At 40.7% G+C, this 20,957-nt stretch carries 18 protein-coding genes; 5 read left to right on the forward strand and 13 right to left on the reverse strand.

The window, feature by feature from the left end; genetic code table 11:
* Positions 1–99: 99 nt before the first annotated feature.
* The 5 genes from AB6735_RS06470 to AB6735_RS06490 all read right to left on the reverse strand — a co-directional run bounded on the left by AB6735_RS06470 (position 100) and on the right by AB6735_RS06490 (position 4,973).
* The gene (locus AB6735_RS06470) at positions 100–921 is read right to left on the reverse strand and encodes a helix-turn-helix domain-containing protein (protein WP_370995044.1); all 822 of its coding nucleotides are present in this window, start codon (positions 919–921) and stop codon (positions 100–102) included.
* 47 nt (positions 922–968) lie between these two features.
* Positions 969–1,940 (reverse strand): aldo/keto reductase, encoded by a 972-nt coding sequence (locus tag AB6735_RS06475; RefSeq protein WP_370995045.1) that lies wholly within the window; start codon positions 1,938–1,940, stop codon positions 969–971.
* 447 nt (positions 1,941–2,387) lie between these two features.
* Entirely contained in the window at positions 2,388–2,852 is a 465-nt protein-coding gene (locus AB6735_RS06480; RefSeq protein WP_370995046.1) for a hypothetical protein, read from the reverse strand.
* Between the two features lie 751 nt (positions 2,853–3,603).
* Positions 3,604–4,227, reverse strand: coding sequence for a hypothetical protein (locus AB6735_RS06485; protein ID WP_370995047.1), 624 nt, complete (start codon positions 4,225–4,227; stop codon positions 3,604–3,606).
* 371 nt (positions 4,228–4,598) lie between these two features.
* Positions 4,599–4,973: a winged helix-turn-helix transcriptional regulator gene (locus AB6735_RS06490; protein ID WP_370995048.1), complete on the reverse strand. Its 375-nt coding sequence runs from the start codon at positions 4,971–4,973 to the stop codon at positions 4,599–4,601.
* Positions 4,974–5,077: 104 nt separating this feature from the next.
* Here AB6735_RS06490 and AB6735_RS06495 point away from each other — a divergent pair, with 104 nt between their 5' ends.
* Positions 5,078–5,752 (forward strand): NAD(P)H-dependent oxidoreductase, encoded by a 675-nt coding sequence (locus AB6735_RS06495; RefSeq protein WP_370995049.1) that lies wholly within the window; start codon positions 5,078–5,080, stop codon positions 5,750–5,752.
* A 214-nt stretch (positions 5,753–5,966) separates the two neighbouring features.
* Positions 5,967–6,524, forward strand: a complete 558-nt coding sequence (locus AB6735_RS06500; RefSeq protein ID WP_370995050.1) for a DUF4199 domain-containing protein — start codon at positions 5,967–5,969, stop codon at positions 6,522–6,524.
* A 309-nt stretch (positions 6,525–6,833) separates the two neighbouring features.
* On the opposite strand, the gene AB6735_RS06505 is transcribed toward AB6735_RS06500, so the two are convergent.
* From AB6735_RS06505 to AB6735_RS06535, 7 genes are all read right to left on the reverse strand, one after another.
* The gene (locus AB6735_RS06505) at positions 6,834–7,283 is read right to left on the reverse strand and encodes a KTSC domain-containing protein (protein ID WP_370995051.1); all 450 of its coding nucleotides are present in this window, start codon (positions 7,281–7,283) and stop codon (positions 6,834–6,836) included.
* 227 nt (positions 7,284–7,510) lie between these two features.
* The gene (gene rseP, locus AB6735_RS06510; RefSeq protein WP_370995052.1) at positions 7,511–8,845 is read right to left on the reverse strand and encodes an RIP metalloprotease RseP; all 1,335 of its coding nucleotides are present in this window, start codon (positions 8,843–8,845) and stop codon (positions 7,511–7,513) included.
* Positions 8,846–8,863: 18 nt separating this feature from the next.
* Complete coding sequence (locus tag AB6735_RS06515) at positions 8,864–10,051, reverse strand: 1-deoxy-D-xylulose-5-phosphate reductoisomerase (protein WP_370995053.1); 1,188 nt, start codon at positions 10,049–10,051, stop codon at positions 8,864–8,866.
* Between the two features lie 79 nt (positions 10,052–10,130).
* Positions 10,131–11,630: a GH3 auxin-responsive promoter family protein gene (locus AB6735_RS06520; protein ID WP_370995054.1), complete on the reverse strand. Its 1,500-nt coding sequence runs from the start codon at positions 11,628–11,630 to the stop codon at positions 10,131–10,133.
* 3 nt (positions 11,631–11,633) lie between these two features.
* Positions 11,634–12,335: a hypothetical protein gene (locus tag AB6735_RS06525; protein ID WP_370995055.1), complete on the reverse strand. Its 702-nt coding sequence runs from the start codon at positions 12,333–12,335 to the stop codon at positions 11,634–11,636.
* Positions 12,336–12,341: 6 nt separating this feature from the next.
* Positions 12,342–13,310: a glycosyltransferase family 2 protein gene (locus tag AB6735_RS06530; RefSeq protein ID WP_370995056.1), complete on the reverse strand. Its 969-nt coding sequence runs from the start codon at positions 13,308–13,310 to the stop codon at positions 12,342–12,344.
* Positions 13,311–13,450: 140 nt separating this feature from the next.
* Positions 13,451–14,401, reverse strand: coding sequence for a glycosyltransferase family 2 protein (locus AB6735_RS06535; protein WP_370995057.1), 951 nt, complete (start codon positions 14,399–14,401; stop codon positions 13,451–13,453).
* A 234-nt stretch (positions 14,402–14,635) separates the two neighbouring features.
* Between AB6735_RS06535 and AB6735_RS06540 the strand changes: the two genes are divergently transcribed.
* Together AB6735_RS06540 and AB6735_RS06545 are read left to right on the forward strand one after the other, a co-directional pair.
* Positions 14,636–17,239 (forward strand): M1 family metallopeptidase, encoded by a 2,604-nt coding sequence (locus tag AB6735_RS06540; RefSeq protein WP_370995058.1) that lies wholly within the window; start codon positions 14,636–14,638, stop codon positions 17,237–17,239.
* A gap of 151 nt (positions 17,240–17,390) precedes the next feature.
* The gene (locus tag AB6735_RS06545; RefSeq protein ID WP_370995060.1) at positions 17,391–18,341 is read left to right on the forward strand and encodes a TonB family protein; all 951 of its coding nucleotides are present in this window, start codon (positions 17,391–17,393) and stop codon (positions 18,339–18,341) included.
* 280 nt (positions 18,342–18,621) lie between these two features.
* On the opposite strand, the gene AB6735_RS06550 is transcribed toward AB6735_RS06545, so the two are convergent.
* Positions 18,622–20,121 (reverse strand): malate:quinone oxidoreductase, encoded by a 1,500-nt coding sequence (locus tag AB6735_RS06550; RefSeq protein WP_370995061.1) that lies wholly within the window; start codon positions 20,119–20,121, stop codon positions 18,622–18,624.
* A gap of 299 nt (positions 20,122–20,420) precedes the next feature.
* On the opposite strand from AB6735_RS06550, the gene AB6735_RS06555 reads away from it, so the two are divergent.
* Positions 20,421–20,954: a hypothetical protein gene (locus tag AB6735_RS06555; protein WP_370995062.1), complete on the forward strand. Its 534-nt coding sequence runs from the start codon at positions 20,421–20,423 to the stop codon at positions 20,952–20,954.
* Positions 20,955–20,957 lie beyond the last annotated feature (3 nt).

Below are 20,957 nucleotides of genomic sequence, written 5' to 3' on the forward strand. Positions count from 1 at the left end.
AGAGGGGGATGCGGTGCTATAAACAGGTAGCTCCTAACGGAGCAAGCTTGTTTCAGATACTTTATAAAATGTAATGTCGCAATTTATTCTTCCGAACACTTATGGTGTTATCACAGCCCCCTCGGTAGGTGTCCTGCCAAACTTTTTCTTAAACGAATGAGAGAAATGAGAAAGGGTTTCGAATCCTAAATCAAGATAGATCGCAGATGGTTTTTTATTCTTTGTTTCTATCAGATACCGGGCTTCCGACAGGCGTTTTTCCTGTAGCCAATGTCGTGGTGCCATGCCGAATGTTTTTTGAAAGTCACGCTTGAAACCCGCGAGGCTTCTGCCTGTAAGCTGCGCGAATTTTTCAATAGGTATATTGAAATGAAAATTGTTGAGCATGAATTTTTCAATATCGATCTTATAGGGTTCGGAAAAATCGAACAGGAAATCTTTGAGCTCGGGCATGATATTCAAAAGCAACAGCACAGCTTCTTTTACCTTAAGCATGCCTACCGCATGGGTTATCTTTTCTTCTGAATGACGCACATAGGGAATTACCGATTGAAAAAAAGCTTTAAGAAAATCGTTTCCCGGGATAAGAATGTTTGGGGCGCCTGTATATTTTTTTCCCTGTTCTATTTGCTCTTCCAGCGCGATCTGTCTGAGGAGGGGTTCTTTCAAACAAATGACTATAGTTTGGTAATCCTCACCATTTAAGGGAGTTTTAGTGAGTTCGCCCAATTGATTTCTTCGAATGAGCAACATTTCACCTTGCTCCATCGAAAGCTTTTCGCTGGCTGTTTCCAATGTAAAACGGCCCGAAACCTGCAATACCAGGGTATTATGTTCTAAAAATGCTACTTTATCCTTTCGCACAGAAGCGTGATACGAATAAAATATAACTCCCGGAATTATTTCAGTCGGATTTATCATTACGTAAAGATATAAAATGGGCGGGGCTTATATATAGCCCCACCCGGCTAACGCTGTAGGTATGTGCCTCCAAGTATCGAGCCTGGAGAAAAATGATCATTAAGGGCATTCATTTCTTCCGGAGTAAAAACTATCTCCATAGCTTGTATGTTTTCCGGTAACCTTGATCTCCGGCTCATGCTCACCAATGGCATCATATGATCTCCCTGGGCATTCACCCAGGCTATTGCCAGTTGTGTTGGCGTATATCTCTTTTCTGCTGCCATTTGTTTTAACACCTCAACCTTCTCCAGGTTCTTTATCAGGTTATCTCCCTGAAAACGCGAGAAGTGATTATGGTAATCATCAGCAGCCAATGGGGCCTTCATCTCACCCGTAAGTAACCCTTCGGCCGTATTGGCAAAGGCCACTACCCCTATACCCAATTCTTTCGCAGCAGGGAGCAGGTCGCTTTCTATCTGTCGGTCGGCCAATGAATAGCCTATTTCCAATGCAGTCACCGGGTGTATGCTGTGAGCTTTGCGCAGTTGATCGGCAGTGATTTCAGAAACGCCAAGATAACGTACCTTGCCTTCTTTGATCAGATCGGCAACGGTTCCTATCACATCCTCAACCGGAACGCTATTATCAAGTCTGCATGGCTGGTAAAGGTCGATGGTATCAATCCCCAGGCGTACTAAAGAATAATTGATAAAGTTTTTGATAGCTATGGGGCGTAAGTCCAATCCAAGCCACTGATTGCCATAAAAGATAGCACCAAACTTAACGCTGATGAAAGCGTCGTCCCGTCTGCCTTTAATGGCTTTACCCACCAATAGTTCGTTGTGACCCGCACCGTAAAAATCGCCGGTATTCAGGAAATTAATGCCGCTGTCTAAAGCCGACTGAATGGTGGCGATACTTTCACTTTCGTTATTCACCTGGTTTCCCCAAACAGGCGACATGCGCATACAGCCCAATCCGAGTTTAGAAACAAGCGGGCCATTTTTGCCGAGTGCTATTTTTGTTATGTTTGACATTGCTGTTTTTTTTATAAGTTAACAATACAAATATCATCCTTATATGTAAGGACAGATGTCTCACACGGCTCAATTTACTTGTCTGTGTGGCTCAGTATTTGATTTTTATCTTGACCTGTGATAGGTGTTATTATCGCGGGTGTTCGGAAGATTAAAAAAGAGCGGAGGGGAGTGTGGTTCCTCTCTTGAAAGAGTAATGGCCGTGAATAGACATAACGGACAAATAATATTAAAAAAGGGGCTGTCACCCTGAGCTCCGTCGAAGGGGCGAGCGCAGAGGCCTGCCCACCATGCTTCGACGGGCTCAGCATGACACCCTTTTTTGAAATGTCTAATGATGTGCCATTACTCTCTCAAGAGGGGAAATTAAATGGAGATATAACCTCTTTTGAAAGCCTATGATGATAACATCAACTGCAGGCTGAAACTTATATTGGTAATCAATTACTAAAAGGGTCTAAAATAAGGCCTGCTTATAAGCGGTGAAAAGGCCCAGGGGATAGACGATAAAATAAGTAACAAAGCGATGCTAAACCAGATGGCTATTGTTCTGAATTTTTCTTTATCAGTGGCTTTTCTTTTTGCTTTAGCTGAGCCAATGGTAATTAAAACGATACTGATCAGCATTACCGTAATATGTTCCATCCCAAAAAAACGGATCTGCCTTTCATGAACAGCTGTATGGAAATGATGAAGGAAATAATGAACGATAGGGCTGATAAAATATAACCAAAGTCCAAAGATCAGTTGAATATGTGCTATGGTTACAGTTACATATCTAACTGTGTTATCGAGCTTAGAAAAAGGTTTATTGAGCAACCAACCCCTGTATGCCCGGTAAATGGTAAAAAGTAAGCTAATTAATATAAGCCACCTGGTTAATGAATGTAGTGCTAATAGTGGGGTGTACATATGGTGTCAATATTAAGCATTAAATGATAAAGCTCATATAAAACAAATGCAAATAGTGGTGCGGTGATGTGTGGCTCAATTTTGCCTATGGTCGGTGTTATCATCACAAGTGTTCGAAGAATAAATTGCGACATTATACTTTATAAAGTATCTAAAACAAGCTTGCTCCGTTAGGAGCTACCTGTTTGTAGGCAATTCATTATACACATTTATACCTCATAGAGCAATGTCATTAAGTTAAGGAATTTTGCAAACCCCAGAGGGGTTAAAGCTTTGTAGAAAAAAGGCAATTTCCAATTCAGTGCCGTAGGTACTGCACTCAGGTTGCATACCTACGGCATGCTGAATACTTATTTTTGCTTTCTACAAAGCTTTTACTCCTACGGAGTATCCTTAACTTAATAACATTGCTCGTAGAGGCTACCCTTATACAATTTACCTGTTCATTTAGGGTTGCACCTACGGAGCAAAAAGATATTTTGTCTTGTATTTCTACAAACAGGTAGCTCCTAACGGAGCCCGCTGTCTGAAGTCTCTGACTTCAGATGATTATGCAGGTAGTCTTCAGACTACCTAAAGCGGTGTGTAGTTAAAAACTACAGGCATAGTGGTTCGAAGTCGGGAGACTTCGAACAGCGCAGGAAAATACTGTCAGCTCATAATGTTGTTCTATACTTATTTTGTTTCATGTAATCACTAGAATAAAGACATGTTAAAACTTTAAAAAGCTAGTTCAAACCATCACTACTTTCTATAAAGTATTATAGACTTCAATTCCTTTCTTTATTCGATCTTCTCTGTCTGGCGCACTAATTACCCGTGACAATGCTTCCTGTGTTTTATTGATATTTAAGTTGCCATCAGAACTCGTATAATACATCGCTGCGCCGACAAAGCAAAGACCACTTATAACTTGACTTGGCGATTTGTCTTCATGATACATTGTAAACGATTCCACTTCTAACCTTGCATTGTTTTTATAGAGCGATCCTTTAATGGATAGATATTTGTTTGACCCATCAATTACCATGGCAATATCTCTGGACTTATTGAGAATAGATAGCTTATTATATTTAAATTTAAAATCCCAAATCTTAGGATTTCCATAAATCCACACATTTTTTTCAATTATCATGAGGAGCGCATCATTCTCATCGTAAACTTTTAAGGAAAATTCAAGATTCCGATTTGCGTCAATATATAAGCTTAATATCGGATCGTTATCCATAAATAAAATTGTCCCAGAATTTATAAATTCTGAGTTTCCAATAAGCATGACTGGTTGCTCGGTAAGAAATTTAAAATGCCCAGATATTAAGCCATCCCTTATATTATGCGGATTGGTTTTATATTTTCTTTGTTGTTGCTCAGTCATATATTTAGCCTCACCGTGACATGTTGGGCAGAAGATAACCATATCTTCTGGTCAATAGTGCTGGTCGACATGCCATTCTATGATATGATGATATTCAAAAACCGGGAATCCGCATTTTGCACACCCGAAACCAGACTCTTGTCTTAATACTCTTGCAACGTGGAGAGGGATCGGTGGGCGCTCATTTCTATTTTGTTCCATGTTTATGTTCTATATTCAATAAATGAAAGACCGAAGCCCAGGAGTACTAAGATTTCTTCGGATAAATAATAATATATCTTATTATTACTGAATATAGTGAAAATATTTAGCTTAAGGCTGTGCTGCCACCATACCATCCATGCACAGCGGATTTTGCGTCTGCCTGGCGGTTATAATTTTTTCTTTTCTGCCTGGTTTTGCTTGTGCGTAAGGCCCCATTGTTCCAACTGCTGCCAAACAGGTATCAATAATTCGGCGCTGCTGCTGAGGCGGTAATCAACCCGTGGGGGCACTTCTGCATAAACAGTCCGGTTAATGAGGTCGTTTTGCTCCAGCTCTTTCAGGTGCAGTGTCAGCATACGATCTGTAATACCGGGAATAATTCTTTTCAGTTCGCTGAAACGGAGCGGCCCTTTCCCCAGTTTATATAGGATTATCAATTTCCACCTCCCGCCCAGCAGGTCAACAGCGTACATCATTCCGCAAAAGTCAATAAGTTTTTCCCGGTTGATGGAGTTGGTAGATGTAATTTTTCTTGTGCTCATCACTTACAATTTTGTGTGCCTCATACAATTAGCTGCACATCCGCAAATTTACTGATTAAGCAATAATTTTGCTTCGATTTATCAAAAACACCCATATCGTTATTATGAAAATTCTTATTGTATATGCCCATCCCGAGCCACAAAGTATGAATGGCACCATGTTCAGCAGCGCGGTAAATGCACTTACAAATGCGGGGCATGAAGTAAAAGTATCCGATCTGTATGCTATGCGGTTTAATCCCGTTTCGGATAGAACCAACTTTACTACGGTAAATAACCCGACCTTCTTTAAACAACAAGCAGAAGAAGTATACGCAAGCCAGATGAATGGTTTCGCGGATTTTATTGAAGATGAACAACAAAAAGTAGAATGGTGCGACCTGATGATCTGGCAATTCCCGTTGTGGTGGTTCAGTGTCCCCGCTATTTTAAAAGGTTGGGTAGACCGTGTGTTTACCATGGGGCGGTTTTATAAAAACGGGCGCATTTATGAGAATGGTATTTTTCGCGGCAAAAGAGCATTACTTTCCCTTACTACAGGCGGACCGGAAGCCAACTACATCAAAGAGCGGTACGGAACTCTTGAAACGATACTGCACCCTTTGCAAAGAGGCATTTTGGAATTCACCGGTTTTTCTGTTCTGCAACCTCATGTAATTTATGGAACGGAAAAACAATCAACGGAGAAACTTGCACTTGAAGCGGAGGCATGGAAAGCCCGATTAAAGGATATTTTTAACGAAGAGCCCATCATGGCCATTAATATCGAACAAGGATAGACGATAACACAAATTACTGTTAAGCGGCTTTCTTTAAAAAGGAAGCCGCTTTTATTTTAATACCTATCACTGTCAGATTCGAAGGTTACAAATCCGAAATCGAACATCCTACTTCCAAAATGATCACCGCCCTTCCTAATATATTCTACTGCTGATTTTTTGAATAGGTAGGAATAATAATTACTTTTAATAAATCATAAACCAATACAATATCATGGAAATACAAAAAGCAAGTCCAATGCCGGTAATTATTAAATGGGGAGCGATATATGTAATAGCCTCTATCGTAGTTACTTATATTATCCAATTTATGAATGTGGATCCCGATTCACCTATTAAATGGTTAAGTACGTTACTGTTTATAGGCTTTATGTTCCTAACACAAAAGGAATACAGGGACGTTAATAGCGGTTATTTAACTTTTGGCGAAGGATTTAAAGCAGGATTTTTGTTTGCCATACTATCAGGTATTGTACTGGCTGTATTTACTTACCTGTACTTCGCGGTATTGAGCCCTGAAATGTTAGACAAAATAATAGCCTCTACCGAGGCTAAAATGGCGTCGAAGGGCCTCTCGCAAGAGCAGGTAGACCAGGCAATGTCCTTTACCAAAAAACTACTTAGTCCGGCAGGTATTACTATCAGCGCACTGATCTCAGCAGCAGTAATGGGAGCTATTATAGCGCTCATTGGTGCGGCCATCTTTAAAAAGGATCGCCCCCCGGTTATGATATCCGATAACGATGGGGATAATATTGAACCTACTGTTTAAGACTATCACAGTTGTTGACTGCAGGTTTTTTTCGTACATTTATAAAAAGCAACAGCCCGGTTTTCTTACCAGAGAAACCGGGCTGTTGCGTTAAGCAAAAAAGGTAACCAAAACCGACCGTTTGATATGTAGTAATTTACAGACCAGTAGAGTAAAACTTTTTAAACTTTCAAAACCGTGCTGAAATTTGTTAAAAAGTGTTAAAATCGATGGTTTTGAAGCAATTTCCGACAGTTTCTGCCTCGTTTTTATCCTCTTTTTGAATAAAAATTGTTAAAATAAATGCTTTAAAAAGTTTTTGTTAAAAAACTAAGCCGTTGCTACCAATCTGCTGATGCTGCGATAAACATAATCATTATAGATATGCCGGCGGGCAAAACGGCCGGGTGAGTCGGCGTTGATCAGCTTGATATAAACTGCTTTGGGCACATCAAAATACTCGTAAGTATTTCCATCCATAAAACTGATCTTCAATACCTGCGATTTGTATTCAAAATCGGCTATGCTTGAGGTAGTTGTGGTTATGGTGTATTCGGCAAATGATTGCTCGCGGGTTTCTGGGGCTATGCTTACCAAAAAGTGGTAGGCTTCAATAATGGTCTTGCTTTTTTCTTCGGCTTCCAGCTTGCTTTCCGGGTTATCCTGAAATTTATCCGGATGCCATGCCTTCATCAGGCTACGGTATGTTGTTTTAAGTTCCTGTAGTTCAGCGGCTTCATTTACACCCAAAAGCTTGCGATAGTCGACAATTTTTTTCATTCTATTGATTTCTATGTAATTTATTGTCGTTGAAGAGTTAAGCAAATGGAGCTAAGCGCTTTTCAGGAAAATAATTCCGCAAAGGTACGCTTTTAAAGCTTATAAAAATCCGCGTAAAGTAAAGTTAGCGTAAAGGATGGTTTACCAAATAATGCAAAGGGGCAGGCTATGATAACAAAAAAGCCCCTGGAGTAGGTCCAGGGGCTATATATCGATGTTTATGAAACTTACTTTTTCATTACCTGTTTTACAATATCGTTACCAAAAACAAAAACCATCAGGGTAACCAATATTACAAAACCGACAATTTGGGCGCGTTCAAGGAATTTATCACTCAGTGGTTTACCTTTGATCATCTCGATAATGAGGAATAGGGCATGGCCACCATCAAGTGCCGGAATTGGCAAAAGGTTCATCAGGGCCAGCACCATGGATAAAAAGCCTACGAGGCTCCAGAAATGCACCCAGTCAACATGGCTGCCAAACAGGTTAGCAATAGCAACCGGGCCGCTTACAGCCTTGCTGAACTTAACATCGCCTTTAAAAATTTTACCCAGTCCTTTGGCATTGTCGGTAAAAGTTGCCCAGGCCCTTGAAGCCCCAATCGGCAATGAGCCAAAGAAACCATAGTAAATGGTTTTTACCTTAGGCAGATCGTTTTTTGACTGTGCAAAGCCAAGAGTACCCTCTGGGGTTACCTGTGCTTTTAAAGTGATAACCTGGTTGTTACGTTTTACACCCAGATCCACCGCTTTGCCTTTATCTTTTGCCAGTTCGGCTTTCAACTCATCATAAAATGCAATAGGCTGATTGTTGATGGCCACAATGCTGTCACCTTTAGCCAAACCCGCTTTTTGCGCATTGCTTTTTGGTACAATGGAGTCAACTATAAATTTGCTGCGGGGAATTCTGCTTATAAATTCTTCAATACCGTGGTCAGACAGATCGTTTAGTATGGTACGTGGTATAGTAACACTAACTGTTTCAGTTCCGCGTTGTATAGTAAAAACGGTGTTTTCAAGTAGTACTTTTGGGCTGGTCAGGTCGTCAAAGCGTTCCACGGCTTTACCGTTGATCTTTACAATTTTGTCGCCGGCTACAAGACCTATTTTTTTACCGATCTCGCCGGGTACAATGCCGTATTTGGCGCTTGAGTTAGGAATATAACTATCGCCAAAACGTATGGTCAATATCCAAAATATCAGTATACCCAGTATAATGTTTACGGTAACACCGCCAAGCATCACAATTAAGCGTTGCCAGGCTGGTTTTGAACGGAATTCCCAGGGCTGGGGCGGGCCAGCAAGCTGGTCGGTATCCATTGATTCATCTATCATACCGGCAATTTTAACATAGCCACCGAGGGGTAACCAGCCAATGCCGTATTCAACGCCTTTATAGGTAAATTTAAAAAGACTTATGTTCCAGGCATCAAAAAACAGGTAAAATTTCTCGACCCTGATGCCAAAAGCACGTGCCGCTAAAAAATGTCCCAGCTCATGCAGGATTATTAAAATTGAAAGGCCCAGTATCAGCTGGCCCACCATGATCACTATACTCATTATCTACTTTTATGTATATTAAAATTGTATTGCCTTTACCGGCGTTTTTTCTATTAAATTTTGCGCAAAGATGCGTGTTTCTTTATCAGTATTCAAATAGTCGGTTAAGGTTGGCTGCTTTATGAAATTTATCTTCTGCATACACGCTTCAATAATTGTGCTCATGGCCAAAAAGCTGACAGACTGACCTAAAAAGCTGGCAACAACTACCTCATTTGCCGCATTGATAATGCATGGCATGTTGCCGCCTTGTTTTAAGGCTGTATAGGCTAAACTAAGATTACGAAAAGTATCCAGATCCGGTTTTTCAAATGTGAGGGTAGGGTAATCCGTAAAGTTAAACCGTTTAAAATCGTTTGTTACCCTGTTTGGATAGGTTAAGGCGTACTGGATAGGCAGTTTCATATCAGGCAAACCCATTTGGGCCTTGATGGAACCATCTTTAAACTGCACCATAGAGTGGATGATTGACTGGGGATGAATGATCACATCGATCTGATCGGCCTCCACGTCAAACAGCCACCGGGCTTCTATCACTTCTAAGCCCTTATTCATCAACGAGGCTGAATCAATGGTGATCTTGGCACCCATTACCCAGTTGGGATGCTTAAGTGCATCCTGTGAGGTTACATTGGCTAAAAAATCAAGATCGCGCCCGCGGAAGGGCCCGCCTGAAGCAGTAAGGATCAATTTCTCGACCGGGTTATGCTCTTCGCCGGCAAGGCATTGAAATATGGCCGAATGTTCCGAATCGACAGGTAAAATTTTTACGTTGTGGTGTTTGGCCAATCCGGTTATCAGTTCGCCTGCAACTACCAATGTTTCTTTATTGGCCAGTGCAATATCCTTATTTGCTTTGATAGCGGCAATGGTAGGTTCAAGACCTGCAAAGCCAACCATAGCGGTTAATACTATAGCAATATCCGGATGGGTTACGGTATCTACAATGGCCTGATGACCTGCCAATACTTTAACCGATAAATGTGCCAGGGCAGTTTTAACTTCCTGATATTTACTTTGGTCACATATGATAGCGTATTCCGGCTTAAATTCAATAGCCTGACTGATCAACAGACCGGCATTGGAGTGAGCCGTAAGTAAAAATGCCCTGAACAAGCCGCTATTGTTCCTGACCACCTCCAGCGTTTGCGTGCCTATACTACCTGTGGAGCCAAGAATGGCAATGTTTTTTATATGATTAGTCAATGATGTATCTGTTTCAATTATTATTCAGACGAACGGTTGCTTTATTAAACTGTTTATCCAAACAAGGCCAAATTTACTATTATATAACGTATTCTTTCAATAAGTCGGCAATCTTCCTGTCGTTGGCTAATCGCGGTACTTTATTTTGTCCTCCAAGTTTCCCCTGCGAACGCATATAATTAATGAACGCGTCCTTTTGCAGGCCTTGGATGATCAAGGGTTGCAAAATGTTACCCTCAATGAGGTCAAAATAGTAAATATTTTTCTTTTGCAAGGCTTTATCTACTTTCAGCGCAAAAGCGTTTAAATCAGCCGGGGCAGAGCCAAATTCAATAAACCATTCATGGTAGGGCAACTGTCCTGCAGGCGGATTTACCTGTGGAGCTACGGTGAATTCTACCACATCAATACCTTCCTGTTGCGCCACGCTCATAAGTGCTTGTTCTACTTCTTCGCCTATCACATGTTCGCCAAAAGCCGATATATAATGTTTGATGCGACCGGTTACCATTATCCTGTATGGATCTTTTGATACAAACTTAATGGTATCGCCCAAACTATAGCCCCATAAACCCGCGCTGGTATTCATGATAAGGGCATAATTTTTATCCAATTCAATATCCTTGAGATTAATACGGGTGGGGTTTTCGTTAAAATACTCTTCTGAAGGGATAAACTCATAAAATATGCCGGAGTCGACCAACAGCAGCAGGCCTTTTTCTTTTTGCGAATCCTGAAAAGCGATGAAACCTTCGGATGCGGGATAGGTTTCAATAGCATCTATTTTTGCGCCGATGCTTTCTTCCATGCGGGTGCGATATGGTTCAAAATTTACGCCGCCATGCACATACAGTTTAAAATTAGGGAATATATCTTTTACCTTTTTACCACCGGCTTTGGCCGAGAGCCTGTCAAAATACATCTGGCACCAGGGCGGGATACCTGATATTAGGCGCATATCCTGGTTAAAGGTTTCCTCCACAATGGCATCAACCTTTTGCTCCCAGTCTTCAATACAATTGGTTTTGTAGCTGGGGAGCCTGTTTTTTTGCAGGTAGGCAGGTACATGATGGGCTACAATGCCCGAAAGCCTGCCGGTGGCTATACCCGCTTTCACGGTAAGAATAGGACTGCCCTGTAAAAAGATCATCTTGCCATCTACAAAGTCAGCATTACCTGTTTCATGGATATAGCTAAGCAACGCGTTACGAGCTGCTTTGATATGCTCGGGCATGCTTTCTTTTGATATAGGAATGTACTTTACACCTGATGTAGTACCCGATGTTTTGGCCAGGTAAGCTGGTTTTCCGGGCCACAAAACATTCTCTTCGCCACTGACAACACGATCAATGTACGGGCGAAGATCCTCATAATCATGTATGGGTACGTTCCTTTTAAAATCGTTGTAATTATTGATCTCCGCAAAGCGGTACTCACGACCAAAAGCGGTGTCTTTGGCCGCATCTATCAGGTCAGAAAAGGTGTTTTGCTGCAGCTTTATAGCATTTTTGCGTAGCTTGTTTAGCTGCCGGTTTACTGCGGCGGCAAATACTTTGCTTAGTGCAGATTTTAGTCCCATATGCTAATTAGTTTCGGCAATATCATCGTCCACATCGAGGTGACTGTAAACCAGTTTACGGTAAGCTACTATAAGTATGATATTTACAAATGGAATAACAAGAATTAACCCTACAACAGTTATAGCCCCCAGTATCATAAGCGCTTCTATCACTAAAAATATTAAGAAATATTTAAAAAAATTCCCTCTGATTAGATGGAAACTTTGGGCTAAGGATTCAAGAGGGCCAGATGCGTCGTCTACAATAAAGCAGGTGCATATTGGGAAATAGAACAAGAAGAAGAACTGTACAACTAAGCCGAGAATAAAGTTCAGAAAGTTTTTTACGTTAAGCACATTGATATATTCAATCAGATGGGTAACCAGAACCGCGAGCGTACTTACCAATACCAATAAAGTTAAATAGCTGACAAGCATTCTGAACTTAGGGATGATCTCGCTAAAATCAAAATCATAATAAGCTTTGTCCATGAGTTTGAACCCCAGCTTTATAAATGCTAAAAAAATAAATGTGATCTCGACCAATAAAACAATAAAGCCAACAGAACTAACTACAGCATCATCATCAAAGTAAAACACCAGAAACCCGGAAATAAAAACAATAGCGAAGGCAATTACCGAGTATACTGTAATTGTGGCAAAATTTTTCTTTAATACATTCCATGCAGTTTTAATGGTTTCTGCAACAGAAAATGGGTGGTACATAAGTTCTTATGATCTGTTAAAAATTACACGCTTCCAAAAATCCTGCATAAATCCAAACCCGTAGGCGATAAGTTGGGTGAAGGCGGCTATAATGCTCAAAAATGCAATTTTTACTGATTTATTTTTCCACCAGGCATGAAAAAATATTAACAAAATGTAAACGGCTAATATAATGTTAGCCAATATAGCTATTTGCCAGCCTAACAGGTTAAAAATGAGGGTTAGTGTGACACCGATGGCAAATACGGCCGGAAAAAAATGTACTGCCTTTAACTCTTTTGGAAAAAACTTATAGATGTTGATACGCGCCCTTCCAAAAAAGTGAAGCTGCTTATAAAACTGTGAAAAGTTAGTACGTCGTTTATGGTAAACTATAGCATCGGGTATCAGTCCTATTTTAAAACCCAGCGAATGAATGCGGATGCTGTATTCAATATCTTCACCCAAACGGGTAATGATAAATCCACCTGCTTTTTCCCATACCTGGCGCGATATACCCATATTAAAACTACGCGGGTGAAATTGGCCGATAGCTTTTTTATTACCGCGTATGCCACCGGTAGTAAAAGGGGAAGTCATGGAATAGCTGATGGCCTTTTGCGTAGGTGTAAATGAGCTGTGGGCGCCATCGGGGCCACCATAGGCGTCAAGATAGTTGGTGCTGAGTGATTGATTTACAATTTCAAGATAGTTGGGCGGGATGAGGCAATCGGAATCAAAAATGATAAAATAATCGCCTTTGGCACGTTCAAAACCAAAATTGCGGGTAAAACCTTGTCCTTCATTAGGCTTTTTAAAATAACGCAGCTCCAGTTTACCAATAAAACTGTTTACAATTGCTTCAGCATCATTTACAGAACCATCCTCAATTACCAAAACCTCAAAGGCCTTGTATGTTTGCAATACAAGGGTTTCCAGCAGTTCTTTAATTTCCTGCGGGCGGTTATATAAAGGAATGATGATGGAAAAAAACATTTTTTTAGATGTGAAAGATCGGATCTGCAAATGTGCAGATTTTAGATGTGCAGATAAAAATAATTGTTAGTATAATAATTGTTAATGAGCTGTCTTAAAAGTTAAACATCTGCATATTTGCACATCTGAAATCTGCACATCTAAATAATCTCTTCTATTTGGTAATTATTGCGTTCGTTTGAGCTTCTTGAAACAAGTTCAGCAACAAAGCCTGTTAAAAATAATTGCGAACCTAAAATGATAGCCACTATGGCTATATAAAACCAGGGATTATCGGTTGGTTGGCGTACAGTTATGTTATGAGCCAGATTATATAGTTTTTCGCTGATGAGCCATATGGCGATTATTAAACCGGCAAAAAAGCTCAGTGTGCCCATGGTGCCAAAAAAGTGCATGGGGCGTTTACCAAACTTACCTACAAAAAATATCGAGAGCAGATCAAGAAAACCATTTACAAAGCGGCTCATGCCAAATTTTGTTTTACCGTATTTGCGCGCGCGATGTTCAACAACCTGTTCGCCAATTCTGGTAAAGCCGGCCCACTTGGCCAGTACAGGTATGTAACGATGCATTTCGCCATAAACCTCAATGTTTTTAACAACAGCCTTACGGTAAGCTTTTAAACCACAATTAAAATCATGCAGGTTGTTTATGCCGCTCATTTTTCTGGTTGCCGCATTAAATAGCTTAGTAGGTATGGTTTTGCTCAATGGATCATATCGTTTAGCTTTCCATCCAGATATCAGGTCGTAATTTTCTTCAGTAATGCGGCGGTATAGCTCCGGGATCTCGTCAGGGCTATCCTGCAGATCGGCATCCATGGTGATGATAACATTGCCGTTGGCTGCCTCAAAACCCGTATTCAATGCTGCCGACTTGCCATAATTACGCCTGAACTTAATGCCTTTGATAAAAGGGTTGTTCAGCTGCAGCTTTCTGATCATTTCCCATGAACCGTCTTTACTGCCATCATCAATTAAGATAATCTCGTAAGTAAAACGGTTTTCGTCCATTACCCGGCTTATCCATGAGGTTAACTCGGGCAGCGATTCTATTTCATCATAAAGTGGTACTACTACTGATATATCCATTTATTAGGAATGTGATTCGGGCAGCGGTTTTGCATGCTCACAATCATCCGCAAAAATATAAAAAATAGATAATGGTTTGCACACTGTTTTTTAGAGAGCTTATGAAACCAAAAGCAAGTTGCGACCTATATGTAACAGTAATAATATGTTAAAATATGTTATAACAGCTCAATTGTCATAACAGCATCATCATAATTTTGATATATTGGCGTTCATAAATGATAAATCACCTACATGAAGCCTTATAACCTAACGCTTTGTATACTACTATGCGCCATAGCCTTCAAAGGTTACGCCCAAAATACCGATCAGCCCGGTGTAAAATATGATCAGCATAAAGTATTCAATCCTGATTTCTATCCCGAAAAAGGTAATATGTTTAGGAATGCCGGAGGCGCTCCCGGTTCAAAATACTGGCAAAATAGGGCCGATTATAAGTTGAATGTTGTTTTAGATACCCTTAAACACCGGATTGACGGCACTGCCCTGATTACTTATACCAATAACAGCCCCGATGCGCTGGGGTTTTTGTGGCTACAGGTGGAGCAAAATATTTACCGGGAAGATTCGAGGGCCGAAGCGACCAGCCCGATAACAGGAGGCCGGTTTAACAATCGTTCCTATACCAAAGGTGATGAGATAAAAGCCATATTCGTTACTAAGAACGGCAAAACCGAAAAAGCAGACTACATTGTGACCGATACCCGTATGCAAATAAAGTTGAAAGATTCTTTACGCGCCGATGGGAGCAAGCTACAGATCAGAATAGAGTATGGCTTTGATATCCCTCAATATGGAACCGACCGGATGGGGCGCCTGCTTACTAAAAATGGTTGGATATACGAAGTTGCACAGTGGTATCCCCGTATGGAGGTTTATGATGATGTAACTGGATGGAATACCCTGCCATACCTTGGAGCCGGGGAGTTTTACCTGGAATATGGAAATTTTGACTATACCATAACTGCACCGGCCAGCCTGGTAGTGGCGGGGTCGGGCGAGTTGCTTAATCCTAATGAGGTGTATTCCCCAACCACCCTAAAACGTTTGGCTGAAGCCCGGAAGAGTGATAAAACAGTGATGATCAAAGATTCCATAGATGTTTTGCGAAAAGATGACTATCCAAAAAAACCAACCCTTACCTGGCACTTTTTATGTAAAAATGCACGCGATGTAGCCTGGGCTGCTTCAAAAGCATTTATATGGGATGCGGCACGCATTAACCTGCCCAGTGGAAAGAAGGCCCTTGCACAATCAGTTTACCCGGTTGAGAGTAAAGGCAAGCAATCCTGGAGCCGCTCTACAGAATATGTAAAAGGTGCTATTGAACTATATTCCAACCAATGGTTTGAATATACTTATCCCGTAGCTACCAATGTGGCAGGTACTGTTGGTGGCATGGAATACCCTGGTATTGTTTTTTGCGGATCAGAAAGTAAGGCAGGTGACCTGTGGGAGGTAACCAATCATGAGTTTGGACACAACTGGTTCCCGATGATCGTAGGATCGAATGAACGTAAATATGCCTGGATGGACGAAGGTTTTAATACATTTTTAAATAATGTAGATACCAAGGTATTTAACAATGGAGAGTTCTATGTAAAGCCTGATCAGCAAAAGGCAGCATTGCAACTGTTTGCTCCTGAAGCTGAGCCAATCATGACGATACCAGATGTGATTCAGGCCGATTATTTGGGTGCAGCCGCTTATGAAAAACCGGCGCTTGGGCTTGCCATATTGCGTGAACAGATTTTAGGCGAACAACGCTTTGATTATGCATTCAAAACTTATATCAAACGCTGGGCATTTAAACACCCTACGCCCTGGGATTTTTTCCATACCATGGATAATGCCGCGGGAGAGGATCTTAGCTGGTTTTGGAATGAATGGTTTTTCACCACCTGGAAACTTGACCAGGGCATAAGAGATATCACTTACCCTGATGGTGATGCCTCCAAAGGTTCGTTAATTACGCTGGAGAACCTGGAGGAGATGGCCTTGCCGGTAACTATCCAGATCAAGGAAGAAAATGGTAAAACCGCTACCGTAAAGCTCCCTGTTGAAATATGGCAGCGTGGGGGGCTTTGGACATTTCATTATAAATCGACCTCGAAAATCGTCTCGGCTATTGTTGATCCGGATCATCTTTTGCCCGACATCAATCCGGAAAATAATTCATTCAGTGGATTGCCAGTACCTGCTGGTACTACAGCTGCCAGTGTTATAAAAACCTATATTGATGCTATAGGCGGCGCCGAGAAACTGAAAAATATTAAAGATCTGCAAATATCATCAACAGGTACAGTTCAAGGTTCTGAAGTACAGATGGTAAGCCGATATAGATCACCCGATATGTTTTTTCAGCAAATAACCGTGCCATCATACAATAATTTAATTGTGACCCATGTTTTGGTAAATGGCGAGCGCATCAGTGTACAGCAGTTAAACCGTGATGTTCCCTTGGATGATGCCGGTAAAAAAGTGATAAAGGCCAAAAGCAAGCCTTTCCCCGAGCTCGATTATGAAAAAGGGGGATACGCTATGCAACTTGACTCAACCCTGAAGATTGTTAATGGCGATCTGGCCTATGAAATTGATATAAATCTTGCCGAAGGGACGCAGATACGGAATTTTTATAATCAGAAAACCGGTCTCAAAATAAAGCAAGTAATAGAAGGCTCCGTAAACTCGGTAACCGAATTTGGTGACTATGAAGGTATCAATGGCGGTATCAGGATACCATTCCTGATCAAAACCACATTGCTGGGCCAATCAGCGGAATTCAAGGTTAAAGAAACCGCAGTGAATAGCGGCATGGCTGCCGGAGGATTTCAATAGAATTGGCTCTTTAATCTGATGGCTCCTTTTTGTATATTTCGTTTTTAATATGATAACCGGAACCATGCGCAATTTTTTCTATCTTTTTGTTATCACATTCATATTTTGTTCTGAAAAGGCGAGCGCACAGGTTGATACATCTTTTTATTATATGAAGAATGTATCTGAAATTTATGATATTAAGCATTTTGATAAAGGGATTTCGGTTGATAAAAAAGAGGAGGCCACATTTATAAGACTATTAATTTCACCCGATTTTACGGAAGATAGTCTTTATAGAATAAATGATTATTATTTAGACGGAAAGTTGAAATTTACAGGAAAATCTAAATCCTTTAGCCTTGAAGTTGAATTAGAGGGACCTTTTATCGAGTTTTTTCATAATGGTCATAAAAAAATGATGGGTACCTTTTATGAGGGGAGTATAAAAGGGGATATAAGGGAGTATTTTCCCAATGGAAAACTTAATACTATAAAAACGTTTTATAAAAATCAACCTAAAAATGGTAACGCTAAATTAGATTATAATTATAGAGAGCAATTGTCGGATAGTTTAAAAACATGTCTTGATTCTATGGGAAATGTTTTAACTGAAAACGGGAATGGGAAATGGATAGAATATCATAATGATTACAAAACCCCATTTGCAGAAGGTACTGTAATTAACGGAACTGAAGCAGGACAATGGCACGGACAGATTAACGATTCAGTTAAATATGTTTGTAAATATAGTAACGGCAAACTAATTGAAGGAAAAAGCCTTGTTAATTCTAACAAGGAGTATCCGTTTAAGGAAACTTATACAGCCCCCGAATTTAAGGGCGGGATGGATAAATTCGGCGCTTTTTTGGGAAAAAATATTCATTATCCAGCTGATGCAAGAGCATCACGAAGGCAAGGCCGGGTTGTTTTGACTTTCGTTGTTAAGAATAGTGGCTTAATATCAAATATTAGGGTAACAAAAGCTGTTTGGCCGAGTCTTGATATGGAAGCTATAAATGCAGTAAAAGGGATGCCAAAATGGACACCCTGTTATATGTTTGGTATTCCATCGAGTGTTAGCTACAATGTGCCTATCAGTTTTACGCTCGTAAACGATTGATCTACACCAAGCCCAGTATCTTACTTGTCCTGGCTCTGGTAACTTCACTTAGCGCTTTGCATTCTCCTTGGGGTCTCTTGCAGAGGACTCTGAGGTAGAAAGTTGGGCCTCTGGATTCCTTTCAACTGACTCTGAGTGGCTTTACACTGTAAACCCACTTTTTGATGATAAAATATATTAACTATTTGATTGTCAATTAAATACAATAATGTAAACCATGAAAAGTGTAAACCATGTAAACCCACTTTTTAATAAAATTGCCTGCCTGTTACTTATGTATCTACACTAATCCTAACACCTGGCTCGTCCTGGCTCTGGTAACTTCGCTCAGTGCCTCATCATTAGCTAGTGATTGCCCATATGAAGGTATCATTTCTTTTAATTTTTGTTGCCACTCATCGGTTTTGATGTGTGTTTTAAAACAGCGTTCTATCAGCTGAATCATAATAGGTACCGATGTTGAAGCACCTGGTGATGCACCCAATAATGCAGAGATGCTACCATCTGCAGAGGTTACCACCTCGGTTCCAAATTCCAGTACACCGCCATGTCTGGCATCTTTTTTAATCACCTGTACACGCTGACCGGCTATATCCAGATCCCATTCGCTGGCTTTGGCTGTAGGCATGTACTCCTGTAAGGCTTTTAAACGATCGGCAGGCGATTGTAATACCTGGCTGATGAGGTATTTGGTTAATGGCCAATTATCACGCCCTACGGCAAGCAGGGGCCATATGTTATTTAGCTTGATAGAACAAAAGAGATCAAGCAATGATCCTTTCTTTAAGAAACGGGTTGAAAATCCTGCGTACGGGCCAAAAAGTAATTCTCTTTTACCGTTGATCACCCGGGTATCCAGGTGCGGTACAGACATTGGCGGAGATCCTACCGATGCTTTTCCATATACTTTAGCCTCATGGCGGGCAACAACGTCGGGATTGTTACATACCAGCCATTGGCCGCTTACCGGGAAACCACCAAAGCCTTTGCTTTCAGCAATACCCGATTTCTGAAGCAGGGGTAAAGCGCCACCCCCTGCACCAACAAAAACAAAATTGGTGGTCAGTTTTCTTTTTTGCCCGGTTGTTTTGTCTTTTACCGTTACCTGCCAATTATTATCCTTATTGCGTTTAATGTTTCGCACATCATGATTAAGACTTAGCGCGACCCCGCTTTTTTGTTTAAGCTGATTAAGCAGGCTACTGGTTAAGCTGCCAAAATTTACGTCGGTACCTAAACCCATAAATGTAGCCGAAACCTTTTCGTTTTCATCACGTCCTTCCATCACCAACGGAATCCATTGCTGAAGTTGTGCTTTGTCTTCAGAATATAGCATTCCCTTAAAAAAGTGATGTTTGGTCAATGCTTCCTGGCGTTTTTTAAGATAATTTACATTCTCGGGGCCCCAAACAAAACTCATGTGAGGTACTTTCCGGATAAAACTTTGTGGCGATTGAATATATTTTTGGTCGATAAGATATGACCAGAATTCCTTTGATATCTCAAATTGCTCGGCAATTTTAATGGCTTTTTTTATTTCAACGGTTCCGTCAGGAAGCTCAGGGGTATAATTCAATTCGCAAAAAGCAGAGTGGCCGGTACCAGCATTATTCATCGGTGCCGAACTTTCGGCAGCTATAACATCAAGTCGTTCAAAAATTTCAATGGTTAAATCGGGTTGCAGTTCTTTAAGCATTACCCCCAATGTAGCGCTCATGATACCCGCGCCAATTAAAACTACGTCAACCTTTGATTCTGAAACTTTATCGCTATTAGCCATCTTTTTATAACACCTTGTAGAGGTATGCTCAAGTTAAATTATACCAGGTATAACCCGGTTTTTTGAAAATTGTTGTGATGATTAAGTCCTGCAGGCATGTTTAGCAGCAAGGGAAAATTAAATCAGACAATTTTAAGAAATTTTTATAGAAAATCGGGTCTGTTCATGTCCATTAAATGCAATAAATAACTTGTTTAAATTAAGATGGCAAGGTTTTACCATTTTGGTAATATAGTTTACATCAGGTTAACACAAAAGGCGTTCATTACTGTATATACAATAATAATAGCTTGCCTTACATGAGGATATTAAGATTGAATACTTGGTTTTGTGTAATAGTGATGGCCTTAACTGCATGTGAGCATGTCAGAACCAAGCCGGTATCTAATGACATCACTAAAACAACGGTGCAGGTAGCCGGCAAAAAGGATAGCGTAATCAATAATCCACAAAAAAATTACGGCACTGCTACCGTGGCTGAGCCTTGTGTAAAATGCTTGTTGCAGGTAATACAGGCCAGCAAGAGCTTTAAACAAAATACCGTATCGGTGCCGTCACAGAATATAGCTTATACGGTTAATTGGATCAGGGCATCTGCACCCGCTGAACCGGCGGATAAATCACGCGTAACGGATGGTTTAAAGATAGATGTAAAGAAAAATGAAGATGGTGAAGAACATGATCTGTGTTCTTATGTATATAATAATCAAAGCGGAGCGATGTATTTGCTTAACAATGAAGGTAAGTACCAGCAGCCTGTATCGGGCATAAACCAGGAAGTATTAAAAAAAATCAGAAACAGCTGTTACTGGGGAGTGGCCTCGGGGAAGTGAGTT

Origin of the sequence: Mucilaginibacter sp. RCC_168 (assembly GCF_041355315.1) — a bacterium.
Taxonomy (GTDB): domain Bacteria; phylum Bacteroidota; class Bacteroidia; order Sphingobacteriales; family Sphingobacteriaceae; genus Mucilaginibacter.